At 68.4% G+C, this 26626-nt stretch carries 18 protein-coding genes and 1 tRNA gene; 9 read left to right on the top strand and 10 right to left on the bottom strand.

Going from position 1 to position 26626, the window contains the following annotated elements; genetic code table 11:
- Positions 1-8 precede the first annotated feature (8 nt).
- Together JCR33_RS04835 and JCR33_RS04830 are read right to left on the bottom strand one after the other, a co-directional pair.
- Positions 9-3350 carry a transglutaminase family protein gene (locus tag JCR33_RS04835; RefSeq protein WP_198880898.1) on the bottom strand — a complete coding sequence of 1114 codons (3342 nt, stop codon included), beginning with the start codon at positions 3348-3350 and terminating at the stop codon, positions 9-11.
- Positions 3351-3543: 193 nt separating this feature from the next.
- A complete protein-coding gene (locus tag JCR33_RS04830) occupies positions 3544-4773 on the bottom strand; it encodes an NAD(P)/FAD-dependent oxidoreductase (protein WP_198880897.1) in 1230 nt (409 codons plus the stop codon).
- 217 nt (positions 4774-4990) lie between these two features.
- Here JCR33_RS04830 and JCR33_RS04825 point away from each other — a divergent pair, with 217 nt between their 5' ends.
- From JCR33_RS04825 to JCR33_RS04815, 3 genes are all read left to right on the top strand, one after another.
- Complete coding sequence (locus tag JCR33_RS04825) at positions 4991-5278, top strand: DUF2218 domain-containing protein (RefSeq protein WP_198880896.1); 288 nt, start codon at positions 4991-4993, stop codon at positions 5276-5278.
- Positions 5279-5358: 80 nt separating this feature from the next.
- Positions 5359-5433, top strand: a tRNA-Ile gene (locus tag JCR33_RS04820).
- A gap of 172 nt (positions 5434-5605) precedes the next feature.
- Positions 5606-6298 (top strand): SIMPL domain-containing protein, encoded by a 693-nt coding sequence (locus JCR33_RS04815; RefSeq protein WP_198880895.1) that lies wholly within the window; start codon positions 5606-5608, stop codon positions 6296-6298.
- A gap of 32 nt (positions 6299-6330) precedes the next feature.
- On the opposite strand, the gene JCR33_RS04810 is transcribed toward JCR33_RS04815, so the two are convergent.
- From JCR33_RS04810 to JCR33_RS04795, 4 genes are all read right to left on the bottom strand, one after another.
- Positions 6331-7566: an adenylate/guanylate cyclase domain-containing protein gene (locus tag JCR33_RS04810; RefSeq protein ID WP_198880894.1), complete on the bottom strand. Its 1236-nt coding sequence runs from the start codon at positions 7564-7566 to the stop codon at positions 6331-6333.
- A 154-nt stretch (positions 7567-7720) separates the two neighbouring features.
- The gene (rpoD, locus tag JCR33_RS04805) at positions 7721-9697 is read right to left on the bottom strand and encodes an RNA polymerase sigma factor RpoD (RefSeq protein ID WP_198880893.1); all 1977 of its coding nucleotides are present in this window, start codon (positions 9695-9697) and stop codon (positions 7721-7723) included.
- 199 nt (positions 9698-9896) lie between these two features.
- Positions 9897-11813: a DNA primase gene (gene dnaG, locus JCR33_RS04800; RefSeq protein WP_198880892.1), complete on the bottom strand. Its 1917-nt coding sequence runs from the start codon at positions 11811-11813 to the stop codon at positions 9897-9899.
- Between the two features lie 150 nt (positions 11814-11963).
- Positions 11964-12410 carry a GatB/YqeY domain-containing protein gene (locus tag JCR33_RS04795; protein WP_198880891.1) on the bottom strand — a complete coding sequence of 149 codons (447 nt, stop codon included), beginning with the start codon at positions 12408-12410 and terminating at the stop codon, positions 11964-11966.
- Positions 12411-12752: 342 nt separating this feature from the next.
- Here JCR33_RS04795 and carA point away from each other — a divergent pair, with 342 nt between their 5' ends.
- Positions 12753-13943, top strand: a complete 1191-nt coding sequence (gene carA / locus JCR33_RS04790) for a glutamine-hydrolyzing carbamoyl-phosphate synthase small subunit (RefSeq protein ID WP_198880890.1) — start codon at positions 12753-12755, stop codon at positions 13941-13943.
- Complete coding sequence (locus JCR33_RS04785) at positions 13943-14443, top strand: GNAT family N-acetyltransferase (RefSeq protein WP_198880889.1); 501 nt, start codon at positions 13943-13945, stop codon at positions 14441-14443. Before carA ends, JCR33_RS04785 begins: the two co-directional genes overlap by 1 nt.
- A gap of 85 nt (positions 14444-14528) precedes the next feature.
- On the opposite strand, the gene ypfJ is transcribed toward JCR33_RS04785, so the two are convergent.
- Entirely contained in the window at positions 14529-15464 is a 936-nt protein-coding gene (ypfJ, locus tag JCR33_RS04780; RefSeq protein ID WP_198880888.1) for a KPN_02809 family neutral zinc metallopeptidase, read from the bottom strand.
- A 381-nt stretch (positions 15465-15845) separates the two neighbouring features.
- Between ypfJ and JCR33_RS04775 the strand changes: the two genes are divergently transcribed.
- The 3 genes from JCR33_RS04775 (at position 15846) to greA (ending at position 20087) form a co-directional block, all read left to right on the top strand.
- A complete protein-coding gene (locus JCR33_RS04775; protein ID WP_198880887.1) occupies positions 15846-16124 on the top strand; it encodes a helix-turn-helix domain-containing protein in 279 nt (92 codons plus the stop codon).
- Between the two features lie 81 nt (positions 16125-16205).
- Entirely contained in the window at positions 16206-19532 is a 3327-nt protein-coding gene (carB, locus tag JCR33_RS04770) for a carbamoyl-phosphate synthase large subunit (protein ID WP_198880886.1), read from the top strand.
- Between the two features lie 81 nt (positions 19533-19613).
- Positions 19614-20087 (top strand): transcription elongation factor GreA, encoded by a 474-nt coding sequence (greA, locus tag JCR33_RS04765; RefSeq protein WP_198880885.1) that lies wholly within the window; start codon positions 19614-19616, stop codon positions 20085-20087.
- Positions 20088-20179: 92 nt separating this feature from the next.
- On the opposite strand, the gene JCR33_RS04760 is transcribed toward greA, so the two are convergent.
- On the bottom strand, positions 20180-20611 hold the full coding sequence (locus JCR33_RS04760) for a hypothetical protein (protein WP_198880884.1): 432 nt from the start codon (positions 20609-20611) through the stop codon (positions 20180-20182).
- A 286-nt stretch (positions 20612-20897) separates the two neighbouring features.
- Here JCR33_RS04760 and ettA point away from each other — a divergent pair, with 286 nt between their 5' ends.
- Positions 20898-22550 (top strand): energy-dependent translational throttle protein EttA, encoded by a 1653-nt coding sequence (gene ettA, locus JCR33_RS04755; RefSeq protein ID WP_198880883.1) that lies wholly within the window; start codon positions 20898-20900, stop codon positions 22548-22550.
- A 314-nt stretch (positions 22551-22864) separates the two neighbouring features.
- Here ettA and JCR33_RS04750 read toward each other — a convergent pair whose 3' ends face one another.
- Positions 22865-24688, bottom strand: coding sequence for a M10 family metallopeptidase C-terminal domain-containing protein (locus JCR33_RS04750; RefSeq protein ID WP_198880882.1), 1824 nt, complete (start codon positions 24686-24688; stop codon positions 22865-22867).
- 513 nt (positions 24689-25201) lie between these two features.
- Positions 25202-26602 (bottom strand): aminotransferase, encoded by a 1401-nt coding sequence (locus JCR33_RS04745; protein ID WP_198880881.1) that lies wholly within the window; start codon positions 26600-26602, stop codon positions 25202-25204.
- Positions 26603-26626 lie beyond the last annotated feature (24 nt).

Here is a 26626-nt window from a genome sequence, read left to right as displayed (position 1 = left end):
CATTCGTATCAGAGCCCCGGGGACCGCCGGAGGTCGAGTGTCATCGGAAACTCGGGATGCGGCGCTTCCGGCTGCGGCGCATACGATCCCGGACTATGGCCACGCGGCTCGAAGCGCGCAAGGCGACGGGCCTCGGCCTCGTTGCCATTCACCGGGAATGTCTCGTAGCTGCGGCCTCCGGGGTGGGCGACGTGGTAGGTGCAACCGCCGATGGCGCGGCCGCTCCAGCTGTCGAACACGTCGAAGGTCAGCGGCGCGTTGACCGGCAAGACCGGGTGAAGCGCCATCGCCGGCTGCCAGGCCTTGAAGCGCACGCCGCCGACGGAGACGCCGTTGGTGGCGGTCGGTGTCATCGGCACGCGGCGGCCGTTGCAGGCGACGATGTAGCGCGAGGGGTCGCTCGTGCTGAGCTTCACCTGGACGCGCTCCACCGATGAATCGGTGTAGCGCACCGTGCCGCCGATGGCGCCGACCTCGCCGAGCACGTGCCAGGGTTCCAGCGCCTGGCGGACCTCGAGGTGCGTGCCTTCGAACTCCACCTCGCCGCAGAAGGGGAAGCGGAACTCGGCCTGCGCCTCGAACCATTCGGACCGCAGGCGGAAGCCGTGGGAGTCGAGATCGGCGAGGACGTCCATGAAGTCCTCCCACAGGAAGTGGGGGAGCATGAAGCGGTCCTGCAGGGTGGTGCCCCAGCGGGTGAGGTTGCCCGTCGCCGGGGAATGCCAGAGGCGGGCGATGAGCGCGCGGATGAGCACCTGCTGGGCGAGGCTCATGCGCGGGTCGGGCGGCATCTCGAAGCCGCGGAACTCGACGAGGCCGAGGCGGCCGGTGGGCCCGTCGGGCGAATAGAGCTTGTCGATGCAGATCTCGGCGCGGTGGGTGTTGCCCGTCACGTCGACGAGGAGATTGCGCAGCAGGCGGTCGGTGAGCCAGGGCAGCGGCGCCGCGCCCTCGCCGGGGCGGGGGATCTGGGCGAGCGCCATCTCGAGCTCGTAGAGGCTGTCGTGGCGGGCCTCGTCGATGCGCGGAGCCTGGCTGGTCGGCCCGATGAAGAGGCCGGAAAACAGGTAGGAGAGGCTCGGATGGCGCTGCCAGTGGATGATGAGGCTCTTGAGAAGATCGGGCCGCCGCAGGAAGGGCGAGTCCATCGGCGTCTCGCCGCCCACCACCACGTGGTTGCCGCCGCCGGTGCCGGTGTGGCGGCCGTCGATCATGAACTTGTCTGCGCCGAGGCGGGACTGGCGGGCTTCCTCGTAGATCGCCTCGGTGGTGGCGACGCACTCCTCCCATGAGCCGGCGGGGTGGATGTTCACCTCGATCACGCCGGGGTCGGGGGCGACGCGGATCACGTTGATGCGCGGATCGGTCGGCGGGGCGTAGCCTTCGATGTGGATCGGCATGCCGAGCCGCTTGGCGGCCGCTTCGGCGGCGGCGACGAGCTCCAGATAGGCCTCGACCCGCTCGACCGGCGGCATGAACACGCAGAGCCGCCCGTCGCGGGGCTCCACGCTCATCGCGGTGCGCACGAAGCCGCTGATCTCGGAGATCGTCTGCTCGTTGCGCGCCTGGGTGGCTCCCGCCGCCACGAAGCTCGCGATGGGCTGGGTGCGCTCGGCCGCCTCCCCGGGGGCGGCGGCCGAGGCGGCGCGATAGTCGGGCAGCGGCCCGCGCGGCACCGTCGGGTCGGCGGTGTTGACGTAGGGATATTGGGCGGGGGTGACGTAGGGGAGCGAGCTCAGCGGCAGGCGGTATCCGACGGGGCTGTCGCCCGGCACGAGGAAGATGTGGCCGCGCCGCGTGCGCCACTTCTCCGACATCCAGTGGCCCGGCTCCGACCGGCCCTGCCAATGCTGTACCGGCAGGACGTAGCCGGCGGGCGCGGTGAGGCCGCGCTCGAACACGCGGGCGATGCGGTGGCGCGCCTCGGCGTCCTCGAGCTCGGAGTTCGCCGGCGTCACGTTGTCGGGAAGGTTCGCCTCCTTGAGGAGCCACTCGGCGGGGTCCTCGTAGGCGGGGGCGACATAGTCCTCCTCGATGCCGAGCTCGTCGGCGATCGCCTTCATCAGCGTCTCGGCCGTCTCCGGCGTCGCACCCGTCTCCGCGCCCTCCTCGGCGACGAGGCTCTCGTCGGACCAGATCGGCTGACCGTCGCGCCGCCAATAGAGCGAGAAGGTCCAGCGCGGCAGTGTCTCGCCCGGATACCACTTGCCCTGGCCGTAGTGCAGGAAGCCGTTGGGGGCGAAGCGCTCGCGCAGCCGGCGGATCAGCCGGTCGGCGAGGATCCGCTTGGTGGGGCCGACGGCGGCGGTGTTCCACTCGGCCGATTCGAAGTCGTCGACGGACACGAAGGTGGGCTCGCCGCCCATCGTGAGGCGCACGTCGCCGGCGGTGAGGGCGACGTCGACGTCCCGGCCGAGCTTGTCGAGGGCGGCCCAGGAGTCTTCGGAGAACGGCTTGGTGATGCGCGGATGCTCGGCGACGCGGCTCACCGTCATGTCGAACGCGAAGTCCACCTCGGCGTAGCTCGCGAGGCCGCTGATGGGGGCGGCGTTCTTGTAGTGCGGGGTCGCCGCGACGGGGATGTGGCTCTCGCCGGTGAGGAGGCCGGAGGTCGGGTCGAGGCCGATCCAGCCCGCACCAGGGATATAGGCTTCGGCCCAGGCATGGAGGTCGGTGAAGTCGTGGTCGGTGCCGGAGGGGCCGTCGAGCGCCTTGAGGTCGGGCTTCAGCTGGATCAGGTAGCCCGACACGAAGCGCGCCGCGATGCCGAGATGGCGGAGCGTCTGGACGAGCAGCCAGGACGAATCGCGGCACGAGCCCGAGCCGCGCTCGAACGTCTCCTCCGGCGTCTGCACGCCGGGCTCCATGCGGATGACGTAGCCGATCTCGCGCGCGACACGGGCGTTGAGGTTGACGATGAAGTCGACCGTGCGCTGCTTGGAGCGGTCGATGGACGCGAGAAACTCCTGGAAGCGCGGGCCCACCACGTCGGTGGCGAGGTAGATCGACAGGTCCGGCCGCACGTCGCTCGGGTAGTGGAAGGGATAGTGCTCGGCGTTCTCCTCCACGAAGAAGTCGAACGGGTTGTAGACCGTCATGTCGGCGACGAGATCGACCTCGATCTTCAATTCGCGCACCGGATCGGGGAAGACGAAGCGGGCGAGCCAGTTGCCGTAGGGGTCCTGCTGGTGGTTCACGAAGTGATTCGTGGGGCTCACCTTCAGTGAGTGGGAGATGACGCGGGTGCGGCTGTGCGGCGCCGGGCGAAGGCGCACGATCTGCGGGCCCAGCTGGACGGGCCGATCGTAGCGATAGTGGGTGAGGTGATAGATCGCGGCCTTGATCGACATCGGTTCGCCTCGCTGGTCCCCGTCAGGTTGGCGGCGTTCCGCGCATTGCTCAATGGACGAACGCCTTAATGGCTGCGTTGAACCGAAGAAAGGTCGAACTTCGGGGGAAGGCCGGGCTTCGTCGGCGTCGGAAGGGGCGTGGTGCGCCCGCTCGGGCTGTTGCGGAGGGTGGGAAGCGGTGCCTCTCGGGAGGCTATCGGCTGGCCTCGGCGACCACCTCCTTGAAGCGGCGGGTGTCGTCGGAAAGGGCGGCGGGGTCGATGGCGCGACCCTCCGCGACAAGGCGCTTGGACAGCATGAACTCGGCCGGCCGGTTGATGCAGTCGGCGGCGATGATCTTGCCCTCGCGCAGATAGAAGGCGGCGAAGCTGCGCCCCGCCTCGGGGTCGCCGCGCAGCGCGAGGGTGTCGTAGCCGTGATTGAGGCCGGCGATCTGCAGCTTGAGGTCGAACTGATCGGACCAGAACCAGGGGACGGAGTCGTGCGGCCGCTCCTTGCCGCACAGCGTGGCGGCGGCCGTGCGCGCCTGCTCCACCGCGTTCGCCACCGATTCGAGGCGGAGCCAGCCGTAGAGCGGCGAGGGGTGCATGGTGCAGTCCCCGGCGGCGACGATGTCGGGATCCTCGGTGCGGGCGAACTGGTCGACGACGATGCCGTTGTCGGTCTTGAGGCCGCAGCCCTCGGCGAGCTCCACGCGCGGGGCGACGCCGATGCCGGCGATGACGAGGTCGGCGGGCAGGTTGGTGCCGTCGGAGGTCGTCACCGTGTGGGCGGTGCCCTCGCCGAGGATGTCGGTCACCGTGGCACCGGTGACGAGGTTGACGCCCTCCTCACGATGCACCCGCTTGTAGAAGGCGGAGACGGCGGGCGCGGTGACGCGGGCGAGGACGCGGGGGGCTGCCTCGAGAACCGTCACCTCCAGGCCGGCCGCCTTGAGCGAGGCGGCGGTCTCGAGCCCGATATAGCCGCCGCCGATGATCACGGCGCGGGCTCCGCCGACGGCGGCGCGGCGAATCTCGGCGACGTCGGAGAAGGTGCGCAGGTAGAAGACGTTGGTGAGGTCCGGCCGGCCGATCGGCAGCGTGCGCACGCTGGCGCCGGTGCACAGGGCGAGCTTCTCGTAGGGGCGGCGCGTGCCGTTCGACAGGATCACCGACTTGCCCGCCCGGTCGATCGCGGCGACGCGCACGCCGGTGACGACGTCGATGGCGTGGCTCTTATACGCGGCGGCGTCGCGGATCAGGATGTCGTCGAGCGTCTTGTCGCCCACGAAGAAGCCCTTGGACAGGGGCGGGCGGTGATAGGGGAGCCAGGGCTCCTCGCCGATGAGGGCGATCGGACCGCCCCATCCTTCCTGGCGCAGGCTCACCGCGAGCTGGGCTCCGGCGTGGCTCGCGCCGACGATCACGCATTCCCCGTTCACCCCGTTTCCCCGCTTCTCGTTTCTGCCGACGCCCGTGCGCGGCCTTTCTGGCGCGTGATCACGGTATCGTCAAACTGGCTTCCCTTTATGCCAGTTTAATGTACGAGTTGAACAATTCCAATCACTTACAGCCACGATATTGCCTCTTGCCGATCATGGTTAAGGGTGCCACCTGTCGCTTCGGCACGATGTTGAGTGTCCAAAGAGGGAGACTGATATGCAGGCCGTTGCCACCATGATCACGCCGAAGGCCGAGCGTTATGCGGCGCAGCTGTGCAAGCACTTCGCCCATAAGGTGGAAGCTCGATACGAAGACGGCGAGGGCCAGGTGGCCTTTCCGTTCGGACGGTGCACCATGCGCGTGGCGGGCGAGGCGCTGACGCTCGTGGGAGAGGCGGACAGCGTGGACGATCTCGCCCACTTGGAAGAGGTGGTCGGCACCCACCTGGAGCGCTTCGCCTTTCGTGAAGAGCCGCGTATCATGTGGTCGCGCATCGTCGCCTGAGGGCGGCGGCGCTGTTGCCTGACGCGGCCGGGGCCGCTAGTCGGGACGGATGGGCGCCGCCTCGGCGGAGCGCCCGGTCGGGGGGAGTAGCTTAACGGTAAAGCCCGCCGCTCATAACGGTTTAGATGCAGGTTCGAATCCTGCCTCCCCTACCATCAGGCGGTTGGCCGGATCATGCGGAGTGCGTGACAGACGCGCGGGCGGCAGCGCCATTATCCACCCCCCGATTTGACCGTGGCTCCCGCCGGTGGCGGCGGGAGCACCCCACGCGCATCGGCCGAACCCGGCCGGCGATGCGCCCACAAGCGGCCGGGCAGGGAGAAGACGATGCGCCGACTTCTGGCGATGATGGTGGTGGTCGGGCTCGGTGGAGCGCTGGCGCTGCCGATCCAGGCGATGGCCGACGGGGCCCGCATCACGGTGACCGGCATGGGCGAGGCGAGCGGCGTGCCCGATCTCGCGACCCTCACGCTCGCGGTGGAGACGGATGCGGCGACGGCGGCTGAGGCGGTCTCCGCCAACAGCGAGACGATGAGCGCGGTGACGGCCGGGCTGAAGGCGGCCGGCGTCGCCGACCGGGACCTGCGCACCACCGGCGTCGCGGTGATGCCGCGCTACCGCAACAGCGACGATCCCGGCGCCGCGGACGATCCCGTCGCCGGCTATCAGGTGGTCAACCGGGTGGAGGTGCGGGTGCGCGATCTCGCGGCGCTCGGCGGTCTCATCGACGGGGCCATCGCCAAGGGGGCCAACCGCATCGACGGGCTGAGCCTCGGCTTCGCCGATTCCAAGCCGCTCGAGGACGAGGCGCGCAAGGCGGCGGTGGCCGACGCCATCGCCAAGGCCAAGCTCTATGCCGACGCGGCCGGGGTGAAGCTCGGCGATCTGCAGCGCCTCTCCGATCAGATGCGGGGGCCGGGGCCTCAGCCGATGCTGATGGCGCGGGCCGCGGTGCCGGTGGAGACCGGCGAGATGAGCGTGTCGGCGACCGTGGTCATGAGCTGGGCCATCGCCGACTGAGGCTCATGCCGAAGGGCGCGCCCGAGCGAGGCTCATTCGGGCGCGACGAAGACGAGGCCCTGGGAGACGCCGTCGTCGGTCTCCGGGTCGAGGGGACCGTCGCCGGGGACGAACACCGTGAGGGGCCGGTCGAGGCCCCGCACCGCGTGCGCGCCGGCATCGGTCATCGGCTGGCCATGGGCGCGGGCGATGTCGGCGACGGCGGCGGAGACCAGGAAGTTGCGGCCGAGCCGGCTGCACAGCGTGCCGATGCGGGCGGCGATGTTCACGTCGCGGCCGATGACCGTGAAGTCGAGCCGATTGCCGGATCCGACGTTGCCGTAGACCGCCTCGCCGATGTGGAGGGCGATGCCGAAGGTGATGGCGAGCTCGCGCCCGTTCACCTCGAACGGTCCGTCGTTGGCGGCAAGGGCCGCGCGGGCGGCGTCGAGCGCGGCGAGGGTGGCGGTGGCGTCGTTGTTGCCGTTGACCGGGAACACCGCGAGCACCGCGTCGCCGATGAACTTCAGCACCTCGCCGCCGCCGGCTTCGATCGCCGGCACCACCATGTCGTAGTAGCGGTTGATGAGGTCGGCCGTCGCCTCGGGCGGAAGCTCGGTGGAGAGCTGAGTGAAGCGTCTGAGGTCGGCGACGAGGATCGCGGCGCGCATCGCCGTCACCTGACCGCGATGCACCGTGCCCTGGACGATCTCGCGGGCGGCCGCGCGTCCCACGTAGGCGCCGAGCACGTCGCGCAGGGTGAAGCGCAGCGTCTTGATCTCCAGCATGGCGACGATCGCCGGCGACAGGGCGTCGAGCAGGTCGTACTGCGCCGGGGTGAAGTCCGCCGCGTCACGCGTCGCGATGGTGAGGTACATGTTGGTGCCGACCGAGTTGCGCAGCGGGAACACCGCGTAGTGGCACAGCCCCTCCGCCTTGAGCTCGGGGATGACGCCGAAGGCGTCGTCGGGCGTCGCGGCGACGTCGATGGAAATCCGGCGGCCCTCCTTCTCGGCGAGCTTGAAGGGGCTGCGCTCGTACATGCCGGAGTCGCGGTTGGCGTAGTCGTAGCGCACGAAGTCGATGGGCCGGCCGGGGCGCCAGATCAGACCCGCGGCGAGCAGTGACGGATTGATCAGCCCGAAATTCACCGTGAGGCGGTGGACGGGAACGCCATACTTCAACAGCCGATATCCGAGGCCTTCGACGATGGTGGACAGCTCGCCGGTGATCGCATCACCGAGCAGCCAGTTGCGGATGACGTCGATGGGGGCGCCGTTGGCTTTCAACGCGCGGCCTTTCTCTGTCCGTTGGCGGTTTCTGCGAACATAGCGCGCGCGACCGCCATCTCACCCGGCACGGCATGTCAGCATGCCATGCGGGATCGCTGGACGGAAGCGCCGCGGGATCGGGCGCGTCGAGGGCGCCCGACGAGGGGAGGTCTTAGCTGTCGAGGAACGAGCGCAGCTTGCGCGACCGCGAGGGGTGCTTGAGCTTGCGCAGGGCTTTCGCCTCGATCTGACGGATGCGCTCGCGGGTCACCGAGAACTGCTGACCCACCTCTTCGAGGGTGTGGTCGGTGTTCATGCCGATGCCGAAGCGCATTCTGAGGACACGCTCCTCACGCGGGGTGAGGGAGGCGAGCACCCGCGTCGTCGTCTCACGCAGGTTGGACTGGATCGCGGCGTCGATCGGCAGCACCGCGTTCTTGTCCTCGATGAAGTCGCCGAGGTGGCTGTCTTCCTCGTCGCCGATGGGCGTTTCGAGGGAGATCGGCTCCTTGGCGATCTTCAGGACCTTGCGGACCTTCTCGAGCGGCATCGCGAGCTTTTCGGCGAGCTCTTCCGGGGTCGGCTCGCGGCCGATCTCGTGGAGCATCTGGCGGCTCGTGCGCACGATCTTGTTGATCGTCTCGATCATGTGCACCGGGATGCGGATGGTGCGCGCCTGGTCGGCGATCGAGCGAGTGATCGCCTGACGGATCCACCACGTCGCGTAGGTCGAGAACTTGTAGCCGCGCCGGTACTCGAACTTGTCGACCGCCTTCATCAGGCCGATGTTGCCCTCCTGGATGAGGTCCAGGAACTGCAGGCCGCGGTTCGTGTACTTCTTGGCGATGGAGATCACGAGGCGCAGGTTCGCCTCGACCATCTCCTTCTTGGCGCGGCGGGCTTCGCGCTCGCCCTTCTGCACCTTCTGCACGAGCTGGCGGAACTCGGTGATCTCGAGGCCCGTCTGGGTGGCGAGCTCCTGGATCTCCTGGCGGATGCCGGTGACGGTGTCCGCCTCGTGCTTGACGAACTCGCTCCAGCCGCGGCCGGGGAGCTGGCCGACACGGCCGATCCAGTTCGGGTCGAGCTCGTAGCCCTGGTAGTGCTGCAGGAAGTCGGCCCGGTCGACGCCGTAGGAATCGGCGAGGCGCATCAGCCGGCCTTCGAGGCCCATCAGGCGCTTGTTGATGTCGTAGAGCTGCTCGACGAGGCTCTCGATGCGCTGCGGGTTGAGGAGCAGGCTCTTCACCGAGGCGACCACGTCCTCGCGCAGCTTCTTGTAGCGCTTCTGCTGGGCCTGGGTGAGGGGCTCCTCGTTGGACAGGTGATACTCGACCACCTGCTCCTGCAGCTTGCGCAGCTTCTTGTAGTTCTCGGCGATGGCCTCGAACGTCTCGAGCACCTTCGGCTTCAGCTCCGCCTCCATGGCGGCGAGCGACATGGAGCTCTCGAAGTCGTCGTCGTCGGACTCCTCCTCCGACTCGTCCTTCGCCTCGGCGCCGCGGCCGTTGAGCTGAATGACGTTGCTCGACGCGCCCTCGTCGCCTTCGGACTGGGAGAGGTGGTTCTTGCCTTCCGGGTCAGCGTAGGTCGCCTCGAGATCGATGATCTCGCGCAGCAGCACCTTCGAATCCACCAGCTCGTCGCGCCAGATGATGATGGCCTGGAAGGTGAGGGGGCTCTCGCAGAGCCCGGCGATCATGAAGTTGCGGCCCGCCTCGATGCGCTTGGCGATGGCGATCTCGCCCTCGCGCGACAGAAGCTCCACCGAGCCCATCTCGCGCAGATACATGCGCACCGGGTCGTCGGTCCGCTCCGCCGGCTCGCGCGTCGTGGTCTTGGCGACGGCCTTGGTGCCCGCTTCCGTCAGCTCGCGGCTTTCCTCCGAATCGTCCGACTCCTCCTGCTCGTCGTTCTCCACGACGTTGATGCCCATGTCGTTGAGCATCGCCATGGTGTCCTCGATCTGCTCGGAGGTCACCTCTTCGGAGGGGAGGACTTCGTTCAGCTCATCGTGGGTGACGTAGCCCCGGCGTTTCGCCGTCTTGATGAGCTTTTTGACAGCCGCGTCATTGAGATCAAGGAGCGGACCGTCGGAAGTTTCGGGCTGGGCGTCCTTGTCTTCTGCCGCGTTTGCCTTGGTCGCCATCGAGCCTCCAATACCGTTGCATCGTCGCGCGCGGTGCGCGTTGCCTACATCCGACGATCGGTCCGCGTCACGAAACTTTTTTCGGGCCGCGGTACGCTCTCCTGCGAAACAGGCGGCACCGCAGGCCGGATCGGCCGAGATTCATCCTATGAGGGAAAGTAGATAACGCGCTGGAGGCATGGTGCAAGAACCAGAGCATCTATAAGAGCGACTTCGACGGCGAAACGGTTCCGGCGAGTGCTCTCGTGCGGCGGATTGCCGCAGCCTCGTCGGCGAGCGCCCGTTCGGCGTCCTGGACGGCTGTGGTGTGGGCGTGCACCGCGGCCGAGAGGGACAGAAGCCGGCTCTCTCCGTCGGCGCCGGAACCGGCGAGACGGCTCGGCTCGTTGGCGAGCTCGGCCACTTCCGCCCGCAGCGACAGGCGGTTGAGGAACAGCGTCATGCAGCGGGCGAGGAAGTCATCCCCGGGCTCGCAGGTGAGGATCGAGAAACGCTCCAGGAGCCGCGGCCCGACGGCGTGACGGCCCTCGCCCCAGACTTCCGACAGGCACATGCGCGCGTGCGGCGGCAGCGCTTCGGTGAGGTCCTCCGGCGTTTCGGGAAGGGCCTGCGCGTAGGTCTCCATCACCAGCGACAGGAAGCCGGCGTGGGCGTCGGACACGAAGATGCCCTCGCCGAGCCGCTCCCCGAAGCGCTCGATGAAGGACGGCCGCAGGATGAGGAGGCCGAGGGTGATGCGCTCGAGATCGAGGAGGGCGCGGTCGAGCGTCGCGGGGGCCGGCAGGGGCGGGGCGGCGAGGGTGGCGCGGCCGCGCTCCTCGCGTTTTGCAGGGCGGCTCTGCGCCCGGCGCAGAGCGAAGAGGCGGTCGCGGAAGGCGCGGTGGTAGAGGCGGGAGACGCGCTCGTCGCCGATCTGGCCGGCGATCGCGTCGAGCCGGCTCTCAAGGGCGGCGAGGCGTTCGGGCGTGTCCGCGCCCTTGTCCGCCTCGCGCTCGAAGACCGCGTCGACGAGGGGCACCGCCCGCTCGGCGAGCGCGTCGAAGGCGGCGCGGCCGCCGGACTGGATGAGGTCGTCGGGGTCCTGCCCTTCCGGCAGCGCCAGGAAGTGGAAGGAGTGCCCGCCCGACAGGAGCGGGATGATGCGGTCTATCGCGCGGTGGGCGGCGGAGCGGCCGGCATTGTCGCCGTCGAAGCAGAGGATCGGCTCGTCGGCGAGGGTCCAGGCGAGCTTGATCTGCGCCTCGGTGAGGGCGGTGCCGAGGCTCGCCACCACCTCGTCCACTCCGGCGGCGGCCACCGCGACGGCGTCGAGATAGCCCTCCACCACGAAGAGCCGGCCGGAGCGGTGGGCCGGACCGCGGGCGCGGTGGGCGTTGAAGAGCAGCGTCGACTTGTCGAAGAGCGGAGTCTCGGGGGAATTCAGATATTTGGGGTCGCGCCCGTCGAGGGTACGGCCGCCGAAGCCCACGATGCGGCCGCGCGGGTCGTGGATCGGCACCATGAGGCGCCCGCGGAAGCGGTCGCGCAGTGGGCCGCCGTCGCGGCGCACGGCAAGTCCGGCGCGCTCCAGCTCGCGTTCGGCGACGCCCTCGCGCGCGAGGTGGCGCACCAGGAAGCCTTGCGTGTTGGGGGCGAGGCCGAAGCCGAAGGTCTTCAGCGTCTCCTCGGAGAAACCGCGGCCGGTGGCGTAGTCGCGGGCGGCGCGGCCGCCGGTGCCCCAGAGGGTCGATTCGTAGAGCGCGGCCGCCGCCTCCAGGGCGCTGCGCTCGGAGCGGCGCTCGCGGAAGGCGGCGGGCTCGGGCCGGTCGGGCTCGGGCAGCGGCACGCCGGCGAGATTGGCGAGCTCCTTCACCGCGTCGACGAAATCCATCCCGTCGTGGTTGGTGAGAAAGCTGATGTGGTCGCCGGACTCGTGGCAGCCGAAGCAGTGATAGTAGCCCTTGCGGTCGTCGACGTGGAAGGACGGGGTCTTTTCTTGATGGAAGGGGCAGCAGGCCCACAGGTCGCCCCGGCCGGGCTGCGACTTGCGCTTGTCCCACGACACCGCGCGGCCGACGATCTGCGACAGCGGCACCTGCTCGCGCAGGGAGGCGAGGAATTCCGGTGAGAAGCGCATGGCCGTTCCCAATTCAAGATCGACCGATAGCATGGTTCGGCGGGCGTCGTGCCCGTCATGTCGTCGGGGGTGAGGTCTTTCCCCGTTGTTCGCGATGCGCCGAGGGCGCTGGCGGAGGCTGTGGGAGAGGCGGAGCCGGCGCGTCGGACGCTAGCGCAGCATGCCCTTCACGACGCAGCTCGCGCGGCCGAGGTCGAGCTGGCCGGGGTAGCGTTTCTTGAGCGCCGAGATGGTGCGGCCGACATCGCGGAGCCCTGCGGCGCCGATTTCGGTGACGACCTGTTTACAGGCGGTCCGCAGCGAGCTGTCGTCCATCAAACGCGGGACGAACTCGCGGATGGTCTCGATCTCGCGTCCGATCTGCTCGTCGTTCTCGGCCGTATTTCGAGCGGCGAGCTGTTCTTCTCGCTGCTTGATCATTCGGTCGAGCAGGGCGGCGACCTCGCTCTCGGTGATCTTCTCGCCATTGCCGACGCAATGGGCCTGATCGCGATCGCGGATCGCGGTCTGAATCAGTCGGAGCGTACAGAGGCGACGTCGATCGTCACGCTCGGCAGCTTCACGGATGGCGGTTTGCAGTTGCTCTCGCACAATCATGATGACACCCAGCTGACACGGTAAGGCGCGGCGTGGCGATTAACACCATCATACACCGGCGCCAACAGCCAAATCAGGTCAATGCGCATATTGGTCATGTCGCAAACGGTGTGACGTGACGCAAAAGCATCGTCCAATGGCACCGTTAACGCTTGGCGACTAAAAATGGCACAGATTGTTAAGAATCCAAGGGAGGGTGGTTGATCCCATTCTGCATATCCGGATTGCTGCTGTGCACGGTGGGTGTTCAACGCCTATATCACCCTTTAAGCATTGAGGTCGGCGTCCGTGTGCCCTAGCCGGTGCGTCCACCCCAGTCCCCCGCGTGAAAAGGACCTCTCGATGAGTGCTGCCCCCTGGGCCGAATTACGGCCGACCGCTTGCCTGGCGCTTGCCGACGGGTTGGTGTTGATGGGGGAGGGCGCCGGCGCGCGTGGCACGGCGGTGGGCGAGCTCTGCTTCAACACGGCGATGACGGGCTATCAGGAGATCCTCACCGATCCGTCCTATGCGGGGCAGATCGTGACCTTCACTTTTCCACATATCGGCAATGTCGGCGCCAACGAGGATGATGTGGAAACCGTCGCCGCCGAGGCCGCCAACGCGGCGCTCGGGTGCGTTCTGCGGGCGCCGATCTCCGCGCCGCAGAACTGGCGCGCCGGCGAGAGCTTCGCGACCTGGCTCGAGCAGCGCGGCATCGTCGCCATCACCGGCGTCGACACGCGGGCGATCACCGCGCGCATCCGCGACAACGGCATGGTGAATTGCGCGCTGCAGCACGATCCGGACGGCAACTTCGACGTTCCCGCCCTGCTCGCCCTCGCGCGGGGGGCGCCGGACATGGCCGGGGCGGAGCTTGCCACCAGGGTGTCGGGCCGCGAGGCGGTGCCGTGGCAGGCGGGCGTGTGGAAGTGGGGCGAGGGCTTCGAGGACGCCAAGCACGGCGACGGGCCGCGCATCGTCGCGCTCGACTACGGCATCAAGGGCAACATTCTGCGCCTGCTCGCCTCGCGCGGCGCCCAGATCACCGTGCTGCCGGCGAACGCCACGGTGGAGGAGGTGCTGGCGACCGAGCCCGACGCGCTGTTCCTGTCCAACGGTCCCGGCGATCCGGGGGCGACGGCGCAGGTGATCGGCGACACCTTGCGGGCGCTGATCGACCGACGCCTGCCGACCTTCGGGATCTGTCTCGGCCACCAGCTCCTGGGCCTCGCCATCGGCGCGAAGACGCGCAAGATGCGGCAGGGCCACCACGGGGCGAATCATCCGGTGCTCGATCTCGACACGGGCACGGTGTCCATCGTGTCGATGAATCACGGCTTCACCGTGGACGCCGACACGCTGCCGCCCAACGCTCGCGAGACCCATCGCTCGCTGTTCGACGGCAGCAACTGCGGCATGGCGCTGACGGATCGGCCGGTGTTCTCGGTGCAGTATCATCCGGAGGCCTCGCCCGGGCCGCACGACAGTCACAACCTCTTCGACCGCTTCCTCGGGATGGTGATGGCCGAGAAAGCCTCGACGGCACCTTGATGTCGGGCGTCCAGTCGGTCGTCGAGCCCGCCGACCTTCAGCGCGACGGGCCGGACATCCTCGTGATCAACAACGCCGCGGTGCCGGCGGTGAACCTGCTCGACCTGCCGCGCCTCGAAGCGCTCGTCGCCATGGGCTGGCTCGATGTGGTGCGCCGGGACGACGTCGTCGCCGGCTTCGCGCTGACGATGCCCGCCGGGCGCCCCTACGACAGCCTCAACTATCGCTGGTTCGACGCCCGCTTCGACAGCTTCCTCTACGTGGATCGCGTCGTGGTGGCGGAGGCGGCGCGCGGCACCGGCGTCGGCCGCCTCCTCTACGAGGCGGCCATCGAGCGGGCGAGGGCGCTGTCCTTCCCGCGCGTCCTCAGCGAGGTGAACGTCGACCCGCCCAACCCCCAGTCGATGGCGTTCCACGCGCGGCTCGGCTTCGGCGCGGTCGAAGAGCGGCTCAACGAGGCTGAGGGCAAGACGGTCGCGATGATGGTGCGGCCCCTCTGAGGGATCGCCGCATCGCACGGCCGTTGCGTTCGGCGCGGTCGTCCCGGCAGGATATCCAAGGCGTGCATGGCCGCTATGCGCTCCCTCACAGGGTGGCGGGGGAGAAGGTGTCGCAGTCGGCGGGATTGCCGGAGCGGTAGCCGGTTTCGAACCATCGCGCGCGCTGTGCCGAGGTGCCGTGGTTGAAGCTCTCCGGCACGACATAGCCCTGCTGGCGGCGCTGCAGCATGTCGTCGCCGACGGCGGAGGCGGCGTTGAGCGCCTCCTGGATGTCGCCCTCCTCCAGGATGCCGATGTCGTCGGCGGCGTGGGCCCAGATTCCGGCATAGCAGTCGGCCTGCAGCTCGACCTTGATGCTCTCGCGGTTGGCGGCGGCCTCGCTCATCGACTGGCGCGCCTGATGGTAGCGGCCGAGCACGCCGGTGAGGTTCTGCACGTGATGGCCGATCTCGTGGGCGATGACGTAGGCCTGGGCGAAGTCGCCGGGAGCGCCGAGGCGCTGCGACATCAGGCCGAAGAAGGAGAGGTCGAGGTACACCTTGCGGTCGTTGGGGCAGTAGAAGGGGCCGGTGGCGGCGCTCGACAGGCCGCAGGCGGACTGGACGGAACCGTCGTAGAGCACCAGCCGGGGCTCGGTGTAGGTACCGCCGTTCGCCTGGAAGATCCGACCCCAGGTGTCCTCCGTCTCGGCGAGGACGACGCCGACGAAGGCGCTCTGGCTGTCGTTGCCGGCTTGCTGGGTGGGTGTGCTGGTGGAGGGGCTGCCGACGACGACGGACCCGTCCTGCCGCGCCAGCATGTCGAGCAGCTGGAGCGGGTTGATGCCGGCGAAGGCCCAGAGGCCGACGGCGATCACGATGATGAGGAAGATCGAGCCGCCGCCGGCGCGGCGGGCACCCCCCGCGGACCCGCCGCTGGGGATGCGAATGCCGGGGATCCGGCGCATTCCGCCGCCCCGCAAGAGGCCGCCGCCGCGGCGGTCCTCGATGTTGTCGCTGCGGCGGCGGTTCTCCCAACGCATTGGCGCATTCCCTTGTCTCGGCCCGTGCGGGGCCATCTACGAGAAGTTTAGCGCCAAGGCGATCGATTGGGTTCCCTTAAATCAGCAATTCGGTTCAGCGGCCGGCCGGCTTCGCAAAAGGAGCGGTCGCCTTGGGCGTCGCAGGACGCGCGATGGTCTCCGGCGTGGCGCGGACGAGAGCCTGTCCGAGAACGAGGTGGCTAAGCATGGCGTGATCTCCTTTCATTCGGATCGCGTGGTTGAGTGCTGAAACGTCTGGCGTTCGCGTCTTTTCCTTTGTACGTGTCACGCAATCAGTGCGCCTCACACTCCCCATATACGCACCCCGTGCGCCTTTTAAAGGGGGTAAGTGCAATAAGTGCGCTTGTTGAAGGACGGGTAATGACACCGGAACAGTTCCGCAATTGGCGAAAGGCCAACGGCTGGAAGCAGAAGGAGCTGGCCGCGCGGCTTGGGTTGAAGCGGCGGATGATCCAGTACTATGAGCGTGGCGACCGGGACGGGAAGCCGGTCGAGATCCCCAAGACAGTGCGTCTTGCCTGCTATGCCATCGCCTGCGGCGTCGAGGAGTTCGACGGGCGCACGGTGGAATGGTCGATGCCGGGCGAACCCGAGCCGGCACCCGTTCAGGACGACGAGGACGACGACGAGGAGGACTGAGCGCCTTTTCGTGCGGGGAGGAAAGGCTTATAGCGGGCGCACTCTTCCCCCCGCACCAACCCAACGGCTCAGCGGTCCTTCATGCCGAAACGCACCGACCTATCGACGATCCTCATCATTGGCGCCGGCCCGATCATCATCGGGCAGGCCTGCGAGTTCGACTATTCGGGCACGCAAGCCGTGAAGGCGCTCAAGGAGGAGGGCTACCGGGTGGTCCTGGTGAACTCCAATCCGGCCACCATCATGACCGATCCGGAGCTCGCCGACGCCACCTACATCGAGCCGATCACGCCGGAGATCGTCGAGAAGATCATCGCTGCGGAGCGCCCTGATGCGCTCCTGCCGACGATGGGCGGGCAGACCGCGCTCAACTGCGCCCTCGCGCTGTTCGATGCCGGCACGCTGGACAAGTACGGCGTCGAGATGATCGGCGCCAACGCCGACGCGATCGACATGGCCGAGGACCGCGACCGCTTCAAATCGGCGATGAACGAGATCGGCCTGGAATCGCCGCGCTCCGAGATCGCCCACAACCTCGCCGACGCCATGAAGGCGCTCGACGTGATCGGGCTGCCGGCGATCATCCGCCCCTCGTTCACGCTCGCGGGCACCGGCGGCGGCATCGCCTACAACCGGGAAGAGTTCCTGGATATCGTCGAGCGCGGCCTCGACGCCTCGCCCACCACCGAGGTGCTGATCGAGGAATCCGTGCTCGGCTGGAAGGAGTTCGAGATGGAGGTGGTCCGCGACCGTGCGGACAACGCCATCATCATCTGCTCCATCGAGAACGTCGACCCGATGGGCGTGCACACCGGCGATTCCATCACCGTCGCCCCGGCGCTGACGCTGACCGACAAGGAATATCAGCGTATGCGGTCGGCCTCGATCGCGGTGCTGCGCAAGATCGGCGTCGAGACCGGCGGCTCCAACGTCCAGTTCGCCATCAACCCCGACGACGGGCGCATGGTGGTGATCGAGATGAACCCGCGCGTGTCGCGCTCCTCCGCGCTCGCCTCCAAGGCGACGGGCTTCCCGATTGCCCGCGTCGCGGCGAAGCTCGCCGTGGGCTACACTCTCGACGAGCTCGAGAACGACATCACCAAGGGCGCGATGCCGGCCTCCTTCGAGCCGACCATCGACTACGTGGTGGTGAAGGTCCCCCGCTTCACCTTCGAGAAGTTCCCCGGCGCCAACCAGACGCTCACCACCTCGATGCGCTCCGTGGGCGAGGTGATGGCCATCGGCCGCACCTTCGGCGAGGCCATGCAAAAGGCGCTGCGCGGCCTCGAGACCGGGCTGACGGGCTTCGACGACATGGAGATCGAGGGCCTCGGGGCGGGCGAGGACAACCAGGCGATCCGTGCCGCCATCGGCGTGCCGCGCCCGGACCGGATCCTCAAGGTGGCCGAGGCGATGCGCCGCGGCTTCACGGTGGACGACGTCTACCGGGCGAGCCGCATCGACAAGTGGTTCCTGGAGGAGATCGCGGCGATCGTGGCGCTCGAGGAGCGGGTGCGCGCCTACGGGCTGCCGGAGACGGCGGGCATGCTGCGCCGCCTCAAGGCGGCGGGCTTTTCCGACCAGCGTCTCGCGAGCCTTGCCAATCTCAACGGGGCGGAAGAGGTGGCGGCGCTGCGCGACCGGCTCAACGTGCGCCCGGTCTACAAGCGCATCGACACCTGCGCCGCCGAGTTCGCGGCGCCGACGGCCTACATGTACTCGACCTACGAGGGCGAGTTCGGCGACGCGCCGCAGGACGAGGCGGCGCCCTCCAACCGCAACAAGGTGGTGATCCTCGGCGGTGGTCCGAACCGCATCGGCCAGGGCATCGAGTTCGACTATTGCTGCTGTCACGCGGCCTATGCGCTGGCCGAGGCGGGCGTCGAGACCATCATGGTCAACTGCAACCCGGAGACGGTCTCGACCGACTTCGACACCTCCGACCGGCTCTATTTCGAGCCGCTGAGCCTCGAGGACGTGCTCGAGATCCTGCGGGTAGAGCGGTCCGCCGGGCGCTTGATGGGCGTCATCGTGCAGTTCGGCGGCCAGACGCCGCTGAAGCTCGCCGAGGGGCTCGTCGACGCGGGCTACACCATCCTCGGCACGAGCGTCGATGCCATCGACCTCGCCGAGGACCGCGACCGCTTTCAGAAGCTTCTGACCCGGCTCCGGCTGCGCCAGCCCGACAACGGCATCGCCTACTCGGTCGAGCAGGCGCGTCTCGTGACGGCGGACGTCGGGATGCCCCTCGTTGTGCGCCCCTCCTACGTGCTCGGCGGGCGGGCGATGGAGATCATTCGCACCGAGGACAGCCTCGACAAATATCTCTTCGGCACGCTGCAGGACCTCATTCCGCCGCACGTCCGCTCGAAATATCCGAACGACAAGACCGGGCAGATCAACATGCTGCTCGGCAAGAATCCGCTGCTCTTCGACCGCTATCTCGATGGGGCGGTGGAGGTCGACGTCGACGCTTTGTCGGACGGCGACGAGGTGTTCGTGTGCGGCGTGATGGAGCACATCGAGGAGGCGGGCATCCACTCCGGCGATTCGGCCTGCTCGCTGCCGCCGCGCACTCTGTCGCACCAGGTCGTGGAGCAGCTGCGGGCGCAGACTTCGGCCCTGGCGCTCGCGCTCGGCGTGGTGGGACTGATGAACGTGCAGTTCGCGGTGAAGGGCGGCACCATCTACATCCTGGAGGTGAACCCCCGCGCCTCGCGCACCGTGCCCTTCGTGGCGAAGACCATCGGCGTGCCGATCGCCAAGATCGCCGCCCGCGTGATGGCGGGCGAGCGCCTCTCCACCTTCGGTCTCAGCAACCGCCCGCTCGACCACGTGGCGGTGAAGGAGGCGGTGTTCCCGTTCGCCCGCTTCCCCGAGGTCGACACGGTGCTCGGCCCGGAGATGAAGTCGACCGGCGAGGTGATGGGAATCGACAAGACCTTCGCCCTGGCGTTCGCCAAGTCGCAGATTTCCGCCGGCAACGCCTTGCCGCAGAAGGGCACGGTGTTCATCTCCGTGCGCGACGGCGACAAGGCGGCGATCCGCGTGGCGGCCACCCGCCTCGTCGAGCACGGCTTCTCGCTGATGGCGACGTCGGGCACCCAGCGCGAGCTGGAGGCCTCGGGCATCCCGTGCCAGCGGATCAACAAGGTGTCGGACGGCCGGCCGCACATCGTCGACGCCATCAAGAATGGGCAGGTGCAGCTGGTGCTGAACACGGCCGAGGGCCCGCAGTCGCTCGCCGACTCGCGCGAGATGCGGCGCACGGCGTTGTTTCACAAGGTGCCCTATTACACGACGCTTGCCGGTGCACTCGCGGCGGTGGAAGGTATCGCGCGACAGGGGGCGGGTGAACTTGAGGTTCGTCCCATGCAATCCTACGTCAGCGCGTTGCTGACACCGTGAGCGAGTGCTTGCATTTCGATCACACCTTGTTGGACAGTGAACCGATTCGCTCACTGAGCGGCGTCTGAGAAAGTTCGAACCATGGAAAAGATCCCGATGACGGCGCAGGGGTATGCGTCGCTCGAAAGTGAACTGAAGCGGAGAACTTCCGAAGAGCGCCCGAAAATCATCGCGGCGATCTCGGAGGCGCGCGCCCATGGCGATCTCTCCGAGAATGCGGAGTACCACGCGGCGAAGGAGGCCCAGAGCCACAACGAGGGACGCATTGCCGAGCTGGAGGACATGCTGTCGCGCGCCGAGGTGATCGACGTGCGCAAGCTGTCCGGCACCACGGTGAAGTTCGGCGCGCACGTGACTCTGGTCGACGAGGACACCGAGCAGGAACGCAAATATCAGATCGTGGGCGACGTCGAGGCGGACGTGAAGGCGGGGCGGATCTCGATTTCCTCGCCGATCGCCCGGGCGCTCATCGGTAAGGCGGTGGGCGATTCCGTCGAGGTGACGGCGCCGGGTGGCGCGCGCGCCTACGAGATCACCGAGGTGCGCTTCAACTGACGGCGGCGGCCGCGACCGCGCGGGGCGTTAGGCTTCGCGCCTCCAGCGCGACCGCCGGCGGCTCGGGCCGCACCGGAGCGTGCGGCCTGCGCTCAGGCGCGGCGCCTCAGCCTCAGTGAGGCAAGCAGCGAGACGAGGGCGCGGCGCCACCCGGGGAGGGATTGCGGCGCCGGCTCGCCCGGCATCGGTTCCGGCCGAGGATTGACGAAATGGGTGCGACCGATCGCGCTCGCGCCCACCCCGACGAGCATCATGCTTTGGCCCATTTTGCGGCCTTCGCCGACGGCGATGAGGCAGTTCTCGCCCGCCTCGCGGATCGCGATCTCGCTCAAGGCGATGGCGAACCGGAGGTCGATCCCGTCGGTCCGCGGGTCGAAGCCATGAATGGTGACATGGCTGCCCTCCGTCCGGCGCAATCCGATGAGGCGTTGCGGCGGGCCGGGTGGGGCGGCGCTCTCCGAAAGGGTGTCGCCCGGGGAGATGCGCTGGTCATCGTTGGTGGGATGGTGCTGATCGCTCGCCATGGAAGGTGCTCGTGAAGGGCTTCGGGCCGGCTCCGGGGACGCTTTCCTACGGCGTCATCCGTGCGCTGAGCTGATCCGAGGACGTCATTCTTTCGCGGCCGGCCGAAAGGCCGTAGGGAACACTGATACGGGCCCGGCGGGGCGCCGGATGACGGGATGTGACGTCGAGAGCGAATTGGCGACGCCTTGCCGTCGATGTGGGCGAGGCAGCAGACGAGGGCGAGGGCGGGAGGCTGCGGCGCGGCGACCTGCCGCGCCCGCTGAATGGATAGCGAGGAAGGGCCGGATGGCACGGCAGTACATCTACCACATGCAGGGGTTGTCGAAGACCTACGGGTCGAAGAAGGTGCTCGACAACATCCACCTGCAATTCTACCCGGACGCCAAGATCGGCGTGCTCGGGCCGAACGGCTCGGGCAAGTCCACGCTCCTCAAGATCATGGCCGGGCTCGACAAGGAATATAACGGCGAGGCGTGGGTCGCGGAGGGCGCCAAGGTGGGCTACCTGCCGCAGGAGCCGCAGCTCGATCCGGACAAGACCGTACGCGAGAACGTGATGGACGGGGTGGCCGAGAAGCAGGCCAAGCTCGACCGCTACAACGCGCTCGCCATGGACTACTCCGACGAGACCGCCGACGAGATGGCACGTCTCCAGGACGAGATCGACGCGCAGAATCTGTGGGACCTCGACAGCCAGATCGACCAGGCGATGGACGCCCTGCGCTGCCCGCCGGACGATGCCGACGTCGCGAACCTCTCCGGCGGCGAGAAGCGCCGCGTGGCGCTCTGCCGCCTGCTCCTGGAACAGCCCGACCTCATCCTTCTCGATGAGCCCACCAACCACCTCGACGCCGAGACCGTGGCCTGGCTCGAAAACCATCTGCGCGAATATCCAGGCGCGATCCTGATCGTCACCCACGATCGCTACTTCCTCGACAACGTGACGGGGTGGATCCTCGAGCTCGACCGCGGGCGGGGCATCCCCTACGAGGGCAACTACTCGGTCTATCTGGAAAAGAAGGCCAAGCGGCTGCAGCAGGAAGGCCGCGAGGCGAACGCCGAGCAGCGCGCTCTGATGCGCGAGCGCGAGTGGATCCAGTCCTCTCCCAAGGCGCGCCAGACCAAGTCGAAAGCCCGTATCCAGGCCTATGAGGAGCTGCTCCAGCGCAACGAGGAGCGCCAGCGCTCCTCCGACGCCCAGATCATCATCCCCGCCGGGCCGCGCCTCGGCGACACGGTGATCGAGGTGGAGGGGCTGAAGAAGTCGTTCGGCGACCGCCTCCTGATCGACGACCTGACCTTCAAGCTGCCGCCGGGTGGCATCGTCGGCATCATCGGCCCCAACGGCGCCGGTAAGACGACGCTGTTCAACATGATCACCGGCAAGGAGACGCCCGACGACGGGTCGATCCGCGTCGGCGACACGGTGAAGCTCGGTTACGTCGACCAGTCGCGCGACACGCTCGACGGCAAGAAGACCGTCTGGGAGGAGATCTCGGGCGGCAACGACGTGATCGAGCTCGGCAAGCGGGAAATGAACTCGCGCGCCTATGTCGGCGCCTTCAACTTCAAGGGCGGCGACCAGCAGCAGAAGGTGGGGAACCTGTCGGGCGGCCAGCGCAACCGCGTGCACCTTGCGAAGATGCTGAAGTCGGGCGCCAACGTGCTGCTCCTCGACGAGCCGACCAACGACCTCGATACCGAGACGCTCGCGGCGCTGGAAGACGCGCTCGAGGACTTCGCCGGATGCGCGGTGGTGATCAGCCACGATCGCTTCTTCCTCGATCGGCTCGCGACCCACATCCTCGCCTTCGAAGGCGACAGCCACGTCGAGTGGTTCGAAGGCAACTTCCAGGACTACGAGGAGGACAAGAAGCGCCGCCTCGGGCCGGATGCCATCGTGCCGCGCCGGGTGAAGTACAAGCGCCTGACGCGCTGACCGGCGGCACAACCGACCGAGGGAAGGGCCTGCCCGATGGCGGGCCCTTTCGTTTTGGAGACGGGGTGGGGAGCAGGACGGCGCTGCGCGCCGGCTTTGTTCTCCACGAAGGGCGAGGGTGTTCCCCCTCGCGCTCCCCCGGTTCGCCACCCGGCAGGGGTTCAGATCAGACGGTCGCTGCGCGCCCCTCTGTCCTGAACCCCTGTTGCGAGCGTGGGGCGGGATGCAGGCGCGTCAAGGACAAGCCCTTCGGGCGCCCTGCGGGCGTCCTTGACCCGCCCGCATCCCTCTGACCATGGCGCGGCCGCGCGTCGTCAGAAGAGCATGTCGGCGTCGAGGGTGGTGAGGGCGAGGTTTAGGAGCGTCACCGTGTCGCCGGACCCGTTCAGCGTCAGGACGACGTCGCGTCCGACCTGCTCCGCGCTCGCGAAGGCGGCGGCGGGGTCGTCGACGTCGAGCCGGTCCTGGCCGGGGGTGAAGTCCACGATGACGTCGTGGAAGGTGCGGCCGGTGAGGTCGAAGATGTCCGATCCCGGGCCGCCCGCCATCCGATCGTCGCCCCAGCTGCCGACGATGCGGTCGTTGCCGGCGTCGCCGGTGAGCTGGTCGTCGCCGACGCCGCCGTGGACGAGGTCGTCACCCGGGCCGCCGCGGGCGATGTCGTCGCCGGCGCCGGCGGCGAGGAAGTCGTTGCCGACATGACCCTCCAGGCGGTCGTTGCCCGCGCCGCCCCACAGCCGGTCGTTGCCGGTGTGGCCGGCGAGAAGGTCGTTGCCGGACTGGCCGAAGAGCACGTCGTCGTCGAAGCCGCCGAGGAGGATGTCGTTGCCGGCGCCGCCGTCGAGACGGTCGTTGCCGGCGTCGCCGGCGATGGCGTCGTCGCCGTCGCCGCCGAAGGCGAGGTCGCCCTGGGCGCCGCCGAGGATGGTGTCGTTGCCGATGTCGCCGAAGAGGCGGTCGAAGCCGGCGCCGCCGACGAGGCGGTCGTCGCCGTGGTTGCCGAAGAGGCGGTCGTTGCCGGCCTCGCCGTTGAGCGTGTCGTCGTCGGCGTGGCCGTTGAGGACGTCGTCGTGCGCGCCGCCGGAGATCTGGTCGCGGCCGGCACCGCCGTTGAGCGTGTCGTTGCCCTCGCGGCCGAGGATGGTGTCGTCGCCGGCGGCGCCGTTCACCGCGTTGGCGAGGCGGTTGCCGATGATCTGATCGTCGCCGGCGCCGCCGACGGCGTTCTCGATGGCGGAGCGCCAGTCGCCCCGGTGGAGGTAGGCGTTGTGGACTGCGCCGTCCGCGAGGGTGGGGGCGACCCCCTCCGACAGCGCCTGGGCGCGGGTGAGTTGGGGCTCCTGGCCCGTCACCGAGTGGCCGCCGGGCGTGAGGTCGATGGTGAGGGGGGTGATGTAGCGGCCGAAGTCGTAGGTGTCGTTGCCGCCGCCGTCCCAGATGGTGAGCTGCATCACGCGCTCGGTGGGATCGAACACGTAGCGGTCGTTGGCGCGATCGGAGTAGTCGGCGCCGTAGAGGTGCTGCAGCGCGGCGATGTCGTAGGGCATGAAGGTCTCGGCGTGGCCTTCGGGATCGGTGCCGAGCCCGTTGGCGTCGGCGCCGGCGGCGGAGCGGGCGCTCATCACCGAGTGCTCGGCGCTGTCGAGGATCGCCGGCAGCGTCGCGAACGGGCCGGCCTCGTCGGGGTGCTTCAGGCCGAGGGCGTGGCCGAGCTCGTGCAGCACGGCGCGATAGCCGAAGTGGCCCGGCGTGAGGCTGCTGAGGAGGCCGTTGCCCATCCAGATGTCGCCGCCGTCGGGCTGGACGGAGGGGAAGAGGGCGTAGCCGCCGAGGGTCATGCCTTCGCCGCCGATGGTGACGCCGTCGGCCTGGAAGACGCGGATGTCGGCGTTGGCCGCGGCGCCGCCGGTGACGGTGCGGATGCTGAGATTAGTGAAGCTCTCGACCTCGGCGACCGCGGCCTCCATCGCCCGCACCAGGAGGGAGGAGGGGGCGCTCATCCCGTGACCCGTCGCGGCGCTCGTCATCGGCACGGCGCTGAGATAGCCGAGGGTCACCGGGCCGGCCCACGCCTGATCGGTCAAAAGGGCGTTGATCGTGAGTGAAGCCGAAGGCGTCGTCGCGCGCGTCCCAGTCATCCCGGTACTCCCACACTGTCAGGCGTGTTGCGGGAGCTGAACGTCGGCGGAGAGTACGCGTTCTGATCGAAGAGTGGGGATCGGTTATCGAGAAAAATTCAATTTCTACGGGAAACCAGCGGACATCATAGGGCGTTCATCTGCCTTGCCGGAGGGATTGCCTCCGGTGTGCAGGGCGGGGTTCCATGAATATTTTGGGAATGCAGATTTGGTCGTCGACGAGGACGACGTCCGCCAAGATGGGGCGCGACGGGCCGGCGGCCGAGGGGTCGCGCGGGCGAGACTGCTATCGCCGCGCGGCATGGGGCGGCCTTCGCCGCGCGTGGTGTGGCGGGGCGGCGCTCTTCTGCGGAATCGGAAAGACGTTAGTGGGGAAAGCGGATGGAACCGCGGAGCATCTCTGGCGTTTCCACTCGTCGCGCCGGCCGGCGGAAGGCGCTGCCGGGCCCCATCGGCCCGGGGGGAGTGGCGGCACGGGGCGGCGCGTGATGCGCGCCGCCCCGCCCGGCGGGTCTAGTGGTTCGCGCCGGCGTCCTTCATCGCCCCCATGTTCGCCTCGATCGAGGCGGCGAGGATGTCCACGATCTCGTCCGCCTCGGTGGTGGTGAGGCAGAGCGGCGGGGAGAAGGCGAGCGAGTCGTTCATCATCGGCCGCAGGATGAGGCCGCGGGCGAGCGCGTCGGCCTGCACCTTCTTGGCGATGCCGGCCGCGGGCTCGAACGAGCGCTTGGTGGCGCGATCGGCGACGAGCTCGACGGCGCCCATCAGGCCGACGCCGCGGATCTCGCCCACCGCGGGGTGATCGCCGAGACGGCTGTGCAGGGCGGCGTGGAAGTGGGCGCCGGCCGTCGCCGCGTTGTCGAACAGCTTCTCCCGCTCCATCAGCTCGATGTTGGCGTTGGCCGCGGCGCAGGCGATCGGGTGGTTGGTGTAGGTGTAGCCGTGGCCGAAGGTGCCGAGATAGTCGGAGCTCTCCAGGATCGTCGACCACACCTCCTCGCACACGATCACCGCAGAGAGCGGCTGGTAGCCGGAGGTGATGCCCTTCGCCACCGAGATCATGTCGGGCACGATGCCGAAATAGTCCGATCCGAACGGCGTGCCGAGACGGCCGAAGCCGCAGATCACCTCGTCGGCGATGAACAGGATGTCGTTCGCCTTGAGGATCTTCTGGACCTTCTCGAAGTAGCCCTTGGGCGGCACGATGACGCCGCCGGCGCCCATCACCGGCTCGGCGATGAAGGCGGCGATGGTGTCGGCGCCCTCCGCCTCGATGGTGGCCTCGAGCTCGGCGGCGAGACGGTCGGCGAACGCCTCCTCGCTCTCGCCGGCCTCCGCCTCGCGGTAGAAGTGGGGGCAGCGCACGCGCACCACCTGCGGCAGCGGCAGGTCGAACGCCTTGTGCACGGTGGGCAGACCCGTCAGCGAGCCGGAGGCGACGGTGACGCCGTGATAGGCGCGATCGCGGGCGATGATCTTCTTCTTCTGCGGCCGGCCCTTGAGGTTGTTGTAGTACCAGGCGAGCTTCACCTGGGTGTCGTTGGCGTCGGAGCCGGAGCAGCCGAAGAGGACGCGGGCCATGTTGCCCGGCACCATGCGGCGCACGGTGTCGGCGGTGTAGACGCCGGGCTCGGTGCCCATCGAGGCGAACGAGTGGTAGTAGGGCAGCAGCGCGGCCTGCTTGGCGATCGCATCCACGATCTCCTGACGCCCGTAGCCCGCGTTGACGCACCAGAGACCGGCGAGACCGTCGAGATAGACGGTCCCGTGGTTGTCGGTCAGGCGGACGCCCTGACCCTTCACCATGATCTTCGGGCCGTGCGCCATGTGCTCGGACGGCAGGGTGAAGGGATGGAAGATGTTCTCGCGGTCGAGATCTTCCAGCGACTGGTTGTGGGCCGGGCTCAGATCCATGGCATGTCCTTACATGACCCGCCG

The organism is Acuticoccus mangrovi, assembly GCF_016411865.1.
Classification (GTDB): domain Bacteria; phylum Pseudomonadota; class Alphaproteobacteria; order Rhizobiales; family Amorphaceae; genus Acuticoccus; species Acuticoccus mangrovi.
The sequence above is the reverse complement of the archived record's forward strand: the minus strand, read 5'-3'. Positions and strand labels throughout refer to the sequence as shown.